The following is a 6,694-nucleotide window of genomic DNA, read 5'->3' on the forward strand; positions in this document are numbered from 1 at the left end:
GGTGCCAAACAGCAACGCGTCCGCCTGTTCGCTGCGCCAGACCTTCAGCCGGCGCTGAAGTGTTCGAAGCAGTTTGTCGGGGTAATCGCCGGGATACTCGGCCTGCAGTCGCGACAGAAGTTCGCTGCCGGTCCGCCATGGTTCGGCTTCGAACCAATTTCGCACGTCGGTAGTCGCCTCGACGAGAGCACGACGCCGCCGTCCTCTTTTGGTTTTCGCAAGCGGGCGATCCGTCCGCCGGTAGCTCTCTCTTTCCAGTCCGCAAACTCGCCAGGAAAAGGTCGATCGGCTGATCTACCCCGTCAGAGCGCATGGCCGGCGGAGTGTCGGCAAACGCAGCGAGTCGCTCCTGCACGGGCGCGGATATCGCGCAAATAGCGGGACAGGATCTAGCCCGGCGTAGATTTCCTGCAGACGGGAGCGGCTACATCTGACGCGTGAGCGTCGGCAACCAGACGCTGATGCGGCGTAGCCGATAATCTGCCACGGCTCGTCCTCCTATGATTAGGATCGGGTCGGCTCATCCGAGCAACCTTGGAAGTGCAGTGTAGGACGAGCCACTCGGCCACGAAGACAGACATACAGTGTTACGATTAATGTCAGGTTGAGGCTCGTCCTATGTACGACAATGTTGGACACGCGAGACCGCTGCTTGAGTCATTTCGTTGCATTAAGAAGAGTTCTTCCTTTTGGCACGCATATTGCTTCTAGGCATTTGCAGGACACGTCACGGACCCACCTTATCGCGCAGAGATTTCGACATGTTAGCCAATGGTTTCTGCCGAGCCCGCCTTCCGATCATCAAGGGGTGGATCGTTTCAGATGCAGACGTAACCGGCTGCGCGCGCCTGGTCGAGCCGAGGCAGCACAGGGGCATATCTCGCAGTCGAGCCCGGGCCGGCGGCACGACGGCGCCCGAGAACCTCCCCGCCGTGGCGACCTTCGACTCGCTTTATCAAGCGCGATTTGGATCAGACATTCGGGAGCTTGCTTGTCGAATCTTCTCTAATGCCGATTGCCGCAACCACGCCGAAGCCGAGGCAGTAAACTGAGCGTCTGGCGGGGGATTGGATATATGCAACAGGAGGAACTTAAATCATGGCTCACTCTTCGGACCTCGCCCTGTTCCGCCACCGCATCGCCGAGGCACTCCCTTCGGCCAATATTCCAACCCTATTACTCCTTCTGTATCAGTTCACGGGAAAAGAATACTGGCTCACCCCACCGTTTCTTCCCGTAAAGAGTGTCTGGGGCGACAACGATTCAGGGGGCTCGCGGCCGAATTACAGACGGAGATTCGTAATGCAGCACTGGACGCCATCATCTGTTGGCACAGCGGCGCACCAGTCACCAAGCAGGACCTGTCGGAAGAAGAGTTGATCCGCATGCTGACTGTGTCGGAGGCCGAGCCTATCCCGCCAGAATACGCTGACATGATGCTTCATAAGCTACGGAGATATGCAGGCGCCATTCCGGACCCCGTGTCCTTGCCGAAAGGATTTCGTGTACTCATCATCAGGGCGGGCATGTCCGGTGTCGCAGCGGCAATTCGGTTAAGACAATTGGGCATTTCCTACATCCAGGTCGAAAAGCAAGACAGCACCGGCGGGGTCTGGCACGCACATCACTATCCTGGCTGTGGAGTGGACACGCCGGGGCATCTCTACTCGTACACTCTTGCCAGTGGCAACTGGAGCACGTTCTTCCCGTTGCAAAAGGAAATCGACGACTATTTCAACCGTGTTGCCCGGGACTTTGGGATCGAGAGTTCCATCCGCTACGGCACGGAGTGCCTGGTCACCCGCTATGACGAAGAGAGCCTAACTTGGCACTCCCGGTTACGTCTGCCCAACGGCACGGAAGAAACCCTCGTGACCAATGTGGTCCTCTCGGCGGTGGGGGGCTTCACCACGCCGAAATGGCCCAACCTTTCGGGCCTGCGCAACTTCGACGGCCCGGTGGTGCACACCTCGGAATGGGATCCAGAAGTCGCGCTCGACGGTAAACGTGTGGCCGTGATTGGCAATGGCGCTTCGGCAATGCAGGTTGTTCCCGCCATCGCAGATCGGGTGGGTGCCTTGACAATCTTCCAACGCTCACGTCAATGGGTGGCGCCCTTCCCGAAATTTCAAAAACCGGTCCTGGAACCGATGCAGTTCTTGTTCCGCGAGGTGCCACACTATGAATGGCTGTACAGGCTCCGCCTGAGTTGGATTTACGACAGTGAAGTGCATGAGGCCCTGCACAAGGATCCGGCCTGGCCGCATCCGGACCGTTCCGTGAATGCGGTTAACGACCGCGACCGCGAGACTTACACACAATACATCGAGGGACAGCTGGCGGGGCGCCCTGATCTTATCGCCAAGGTCATCCCGTCGTACCCTCCATTCGGCAAGCGGATGCTCCTGGACAATGGCTGGTACAGAACCCTACTAAAGCCGCATGTTACGCTGGTAGACGGAGCTGCTGCGCGTGTTGAGGGCAGGTCGATCCATGCGATTGATGATGAAACGCATGAGGCAGAACTTATTATCGTCGCCTCAGGCTACGATACGACACGATATCTACTTCCGGTTGAGGTAATCGGACGCAATGGTCGGACGGTACGTGACGTCTGGGACGATGATGACTGTCAGGCTTATCTTGGCACCGTTGTGGCGGGGTTCCCAAATTTCTTCATGCTCTATGGTCCCAATACGGCGCTCGGCCATCGCGGCAGCTTCATCTTCACGATCGAGAGCCAAATCGATTATGTACTAAGTGTTCTGCGCCAGATGGGCGAGAAGAGACTTGTCGAAGTAGAATGCCGGCAAGATATATATCAACATTACAACCGGAAAATCCAACAAATGCACCAGCAGATGATCTGGAGCCATGAGGGTATGTCCACCTTTTTCCGCAACGACCGGGGCCGAATCGTGACAAACAGCCCTTGGCGTCTGGTCGATTATTGGAAGTTGCTGAAGGAGGCGGATCTCGATGACTACCGTACCATGCCGCAAGTTGATTCCCGATTAGAGACTTCGGGTGTACCGCGAGAGGGCGTTCAACGCCCCGGCTCGCGACTCCGGCGTCGACCTTCTTGACGCGGCGGCTACGGTCAGCAATCGAATGGCGACCGCCGGGTGAGGCCCCCTTCGGCGGTCATATCGAGTGTCTGATCGGCACTCAGACGGGAAAAATCCGCCTCCTGCCAGCCACGACGTTCAGCAAGGCGCAGAAGCTTGACGCGCACAATTCCAAGGGGCATTCGGCCCTCACTTTGCGCGACGCCATGTACCTTCAAACGCCGTCCGGCCGGGCACCGTGACGTGCAACCGGCGAATATCTCCCCTGAGGGGAGTGCACTGCAAGCACCGCGAAAATACGTTTGATTAGTCCGTCCATATGACGAAAAGATGTGATGGAAACTCACCGGACCCGTCCTGCCCACCGCCGAATGCGGCTCAAGGCGAAAACGAGAAAGTGCGTTGTCAATGACTGCGTGTCCTCAGGTCTTCAACCTTTACGTCGCTGTCGAAAACATAGCCCGCACCCCGCTGGGTACGCATATACTGCACGCTCCGGCCCGGGCCCCTGCCCCAGCTTGCGACGAAGGCGCAGGATTTGAACATGGGTAACGTCATCCCCTGGTCGCATTCGCCGGCACCATCAATCCATCGGCCGGCAGTGTAAGTGTCTTTGTGCCACTGGAGCATGCGGTACTCGCCCGCGAAATGGCAAGTGTCGAATGGACGACAATGTTCGCCCACTATAGTCTCGGGACGCTTGCAAGCGTCTCCGACGTGGCCGCGCCTTGCCGCCTGTTTTGTACCGCCATGCTGCCGATAATCAGCAGACGCCTAGCGTGCGCTCGCCCACTATCGAGATCGGCCGAGCTTCTGCTTGCCGCCCGTCGATTTCCGCAGCGGGGCAAGCCCGAGCCGCCAGCCAGCAGTGCGCAAAGTCGCCGACCAGATCAGGCCAAAGGTGCCCAAGCTCGCCTCAATCATGGATCATGCCGAAGAGGACGTGCTGGCCTACATGACCTTTCCACAAGCAGCACTGGGCCAAGTTGCACTCGACCCGATCGAGCGCCTCAACGGCGAGATCAAGCAACGCACCGAGGTCGTCGGCATCTTCCCCAACGACGACGCCATCGCGCGTCTCGTCGGCGCATTGCTGTTGGAGCAGAACGACGTGTATGGACCGCTCCCTGTTTGCAAGGCGAAATTGAACATAACGGCAGACACGGTTCTTGCGGTCGTGTATCCGGCCTGTTTACGCGAGCCACTCGGCCGCAGGCCTTGATGGTATTCGCGGATCGGCGGCCAGACAAATGGACGAGCTCATCTGGCTCGCATCGTTTCATGGGCCTTTGCCGAACCCGGATCATACCGGTTGCCATCACATTCGATTACCCTCGCAAGCCAGCACTGATCATAGGAACAGTGCTGAAGCTGCTATGCTGCAGACGGTGTCGCAGCAATTGGTTTGCGATACTTCTCATCCCGCGTCAGCATTGCCCATAAGGCGCGTGCCGTTTTGTGCGCGACTGCGACAGCGGTGACGTTCGTCGGTCTGCGTGCCGCGAGGGCAAGCAGCCACGGACGAGGCGGCACGTTTTTGCGGAACAGCGTTCCGACAATCGCTCTCGCGCCATGGATGAGAAGCGCCCGCAGATATCTGTCACCTCCCTTGCTAATCCTGCCGATACGCTCCTTCCTCCCGCTCGCATGCATCCTCGGAGTCAGCCCGAGCCAGGCCGCAAAGTGCCGGGCGGATTGGAACTGACAACCGTCTCCCACAGCTGCGACGATGGCGCTCGCAGTGATTGGGCCTACGCCGGGTGCAGTCGCCAGCCGGCGGCTATCTTCGTTGTTCTTGTGCCACTCGACAATTTGTCGTTCGACAGCAGCGATCTGTTCTTCGAGCATATCGATATGATCGAAGAGGGTATTGATAGCTTGGCAGGCGATCGCCGGCAGGTGGTCTGGCGTCATTGCGTTCGTTCGCTGCCGCAGCTCTGACATGCGGTAGCGGCCTTTTGCGGCGATGAGCCCAAACTCACCGACCAATCCACGAACAGCATTGATCGATGCTGTTCGTTGCCGAACCAGCAATGAACGAGATCGATGCAAAGCGAGCACGGCTTGCTGGTCTCGGGTCTTGATTGGAACGAAGCGCATGTTTGGCCGAGTCGCCGCCTCGCATATCGCCTCTGCGTCTGCGGCGTCGGTCTTATTCCGTTTGACACAGGGTTTGACATATTGCGGCGGAATGAGCCGAACGTCGTGACCAATCGTGACCAGCTCGCGAGCCCAGTGATGAGCGCTCGAGCATGCTTCCATCGCAATCAGACAAGGCGGCAGCTTAGCGAAAAACGCGAGCAACTCGCTTCGTCCAAGGCGTCGGCGTAGAACGGTTTGACCGGCGTCATCAACGCCGTGAGCTTGGAAGACTGTCTTTGCGAGATCAAGACCAACGGCAACAACAGGCATGGAAACATTCCTCCTTGGCTAAAAGACGCCCGCCATCTTCGCTGAGGGGAAGGGAGCGGTCCATGCCATCAAATGGGCGGTGCAGCGGTCCATCTACATGACCCTTGAGCCATCGCCGCTATGAGCTATGATCATCCGCAAATCAGCCTGGCCGCTGTGGCAAGCTGCCCCCGCCCGGCTCCTGCTGGAAGCACGCCTTGCTGCCGACTGCTACACCACCCCCTGGGACATCATCATTTGGCTGAAACCTATTACAGTGGAGGACCCGTCGCGTGCCGATCACTGGTATGTCATCCTCGACCGAACGTGCACAATGCCTCCCGCGTTGAGCTCGGTGATGTCAGCAGACGAATCATTGCGCAACACCAACTGCGCATATCGCAACGACCCAGGGTTCACCAATACTGTCCGGCTTCGCGTCGGAATCACCGGAATGAAATCGAAATGGGTGGCCCGCTTCGTTTCGGAATCATTGTCCGACTGGACCGGCACACGCAGTCACTCGTGAATTAAAACCAAAAGCGCAATACACTGATGTGCTTGAACGCAATCCGTCCCACATTCCATGGTGTGGATAGGCCCCATACAAAAAATCGATTTTCCCAATCTTGGCAAATGCTGCATAGCGAAAGACCACCCGACGTGCGCTTCACGCCGCTGTTTGATCCTGTGACGGATGCCTTTTGTTGGGTCACGCCATTTATGACAATGGAGAAAGGCTGGGACATGAAGAATGTCGCATACCTCTTAGACCCGGAGACGACACTCTTTCGCACCGTCGAGGTTGCCGACGGCACCGGACTTGCGCCAATCTTTAGTCTGCTCGGTTGCCGACTGGTGCAGATGATCCGCTTTGACGACTCGCATGCACTATTCTTAGATGACGAAGGACTGCGGGATGGGATAACAGCCTTCACTGTTTTTGCCTCCTACCCTCAGCCTCTTGGGGGGAGAATCGTTCTTATCCGAGGTGATGGAAGCGAACCTCATTTTTCCCCCTCGATAAAAATCGAGGACGCTGCCGTTCATTTCAAATGCTGTCGTCCGGTGCTTGACCCAGTTTTTGTCACGGCAGATGATGCTACTCCGAAGGGTCTCATCCTTCCCGGCGCTTTGTCAGACTTGAAAGTTCGAATCGAGCAACGTCCGCCCATGCTTATGGACGGAAGGCATGATGTATATCGCGCTCACGGCGACGGCTTGAACTCTTAGAG

At 57.6% G+C, this 6,694-nt stretch carries 5 protein-coding genes and 3 pseudogenes; 5 read left to right on the forward strand and 3 right to left on the reverse strand.

What is annotated here, in order from left to right; all coding sequences use genetic code 11:
* Positions 1-473: pseudogene (locus USDA257_RS38220) on the reverse strand (ISNCY family transposase); the annotation flags it as partial.
* 912 nt (positions 474-1,385) lie between these two features.
* Here USDA257_RS38220 and USDA257_RS32780 point away from each other — a divergent pair.
* Complete coding sequence (locus USDA257_RS32780) at positions 1,386-3,086, forward strand: flavin-containing monooxygenase (RefSeq protein ID WP_014858075.1); 1,701 nt, start codon at positions 1,386-1,388, stop codon at positions 3,084-3,086.
* Between the two features lie 14 nt (positions 3,087-3,100).
* On the opposite strand, the gene USDA257_RS36860 is transcribed toward USDA257_RS32780, so the two are convergent.
* On the reverse strand, positions 3,101-3,250 hold the full coding sequence (locus tag USDA257_RS36860; protein WP_161623565.1) for a hypothetical protein: 150 nt from the start codon (positions 3,248-3,250) through the stop codon (positions 3,101-3,103).
* Positions 3,251-3,629: 379 nt separating this feature from the next.
* Here USDA257_RS36860 and USDA257_RS38225 point away from each other — a divergent pair.
* Together USDA257_RS38225 and USDA257_RS32790 are read left to right on the forward strand one after the other, a co-directional pair.
* Positions 3,630-3,815 (forward strand): annotated as a pseudogene (locus USDA257_RS38225) (MFS transporter); the annotation flags it as partial.
* Between the two features lie 124 nt (positions 3,816-3,939).
* Positions 3,940-4,179 (forward strand): annotated as a pseudogene (locus USDA257_RS32790) (transposase); the annotation flags it as partial.
* A gap of 263 nt (positions 4,180-4,442) precedes the next feature.
* Here the strand turns inward: USDA257_RS32790 and USDA257_RS32795 are convergent.
* The gene (locus USDA257_RS32795; protein ID WP_014858080.1) at positions 4,443-5,480 is read right to left on the reverse strand and encodes an IS110 family transposase; all 1,038 of its coding nucleotides are present in this window, start codon (positions 5,478-5,480) and stop codon (positions 4,443-4,445) included.
* A gap of 127 nt (positions 5,481-5,607) precedes the next feature.
* Between USDA257_RS32795 and USDA257_RS36865 the strand changes: the two genes are divergently transcribed.
* Together USDA257_RS36865 and USDA257_RS32800 are read left to right on the forward strand one after the other, a co-directional pair.
* Positions 5,608-5,988 (forward strand): hypothetical protein, encoded by a 381-nt coding sequence (locus USDA257_RS36865; protein WP_014858081.1) that lies wholly within the window; start codon positions 5,608-5,610, stop codon positions 5,986-5,988.
* 107 nt (positions 5,989-6,095) lie between these two features.
* A complete protein-coding gene (locus USDA257_RS32800) occupies positions 6,096-6,692 on the forward strand; it encodes a DUF3846 domain-containing protein (protein WP_223843497.1) in 597 nt (198 codons plus the stop codon).
* The last annotated feature ends 2 nt before the right edge of the window (positions 6,693-6,694 follow it).

Source organism: Sinorhizobium fredii USDA 257 (assembly GCF_000265205.3).
In the GTDB taxonomy this organism is placed as follows: domain Bacteria; phylum Pseudomonadota; class Alphaproteobacteria; order Rhizobiales; family Rhizobiaceae; genus Sinorhizobium; species Sinorhizobium fredii_B.

Coding starts and splice junctions, on each gene's coding strand:
- USDA257_RS32780 (WP_014858075.1), top strand. CDS start 1,386: ATGCTGACTGTGTCGGAGGCCGAGCCTATCCCGCCAGAATACGCTGAC.
- USDA257_RS36860 (WP_161623565.1), bottom strand. CDS start 3,250: ATGCCCCTTGGAATTGTGCGCGTCAAGCTTCTGCGCCTTGCTGAACGT.
- USDA257_RS32795 (WP_014858080.1), bottom strand. CDS start 5,480: ATGCCTGTTGTTGCCGTTGGTCTTGATCTCGCAAAGACAGTCTTCCAA.
- USDA257_RS36865 (WP_014858081.1), top strand. CDS start 5,608: ATGATCATCCGCAAATCAGCCTGGCCGCTGTGGCAAGCTGCCCCCGCC.
- USDA257_RS32800 (WP_223843497.1), top strand. CDS start 6,096: ATGCTGCATAGCGAAAGACCACCCGACGTGCGCTTCACGCCGCTGTTT.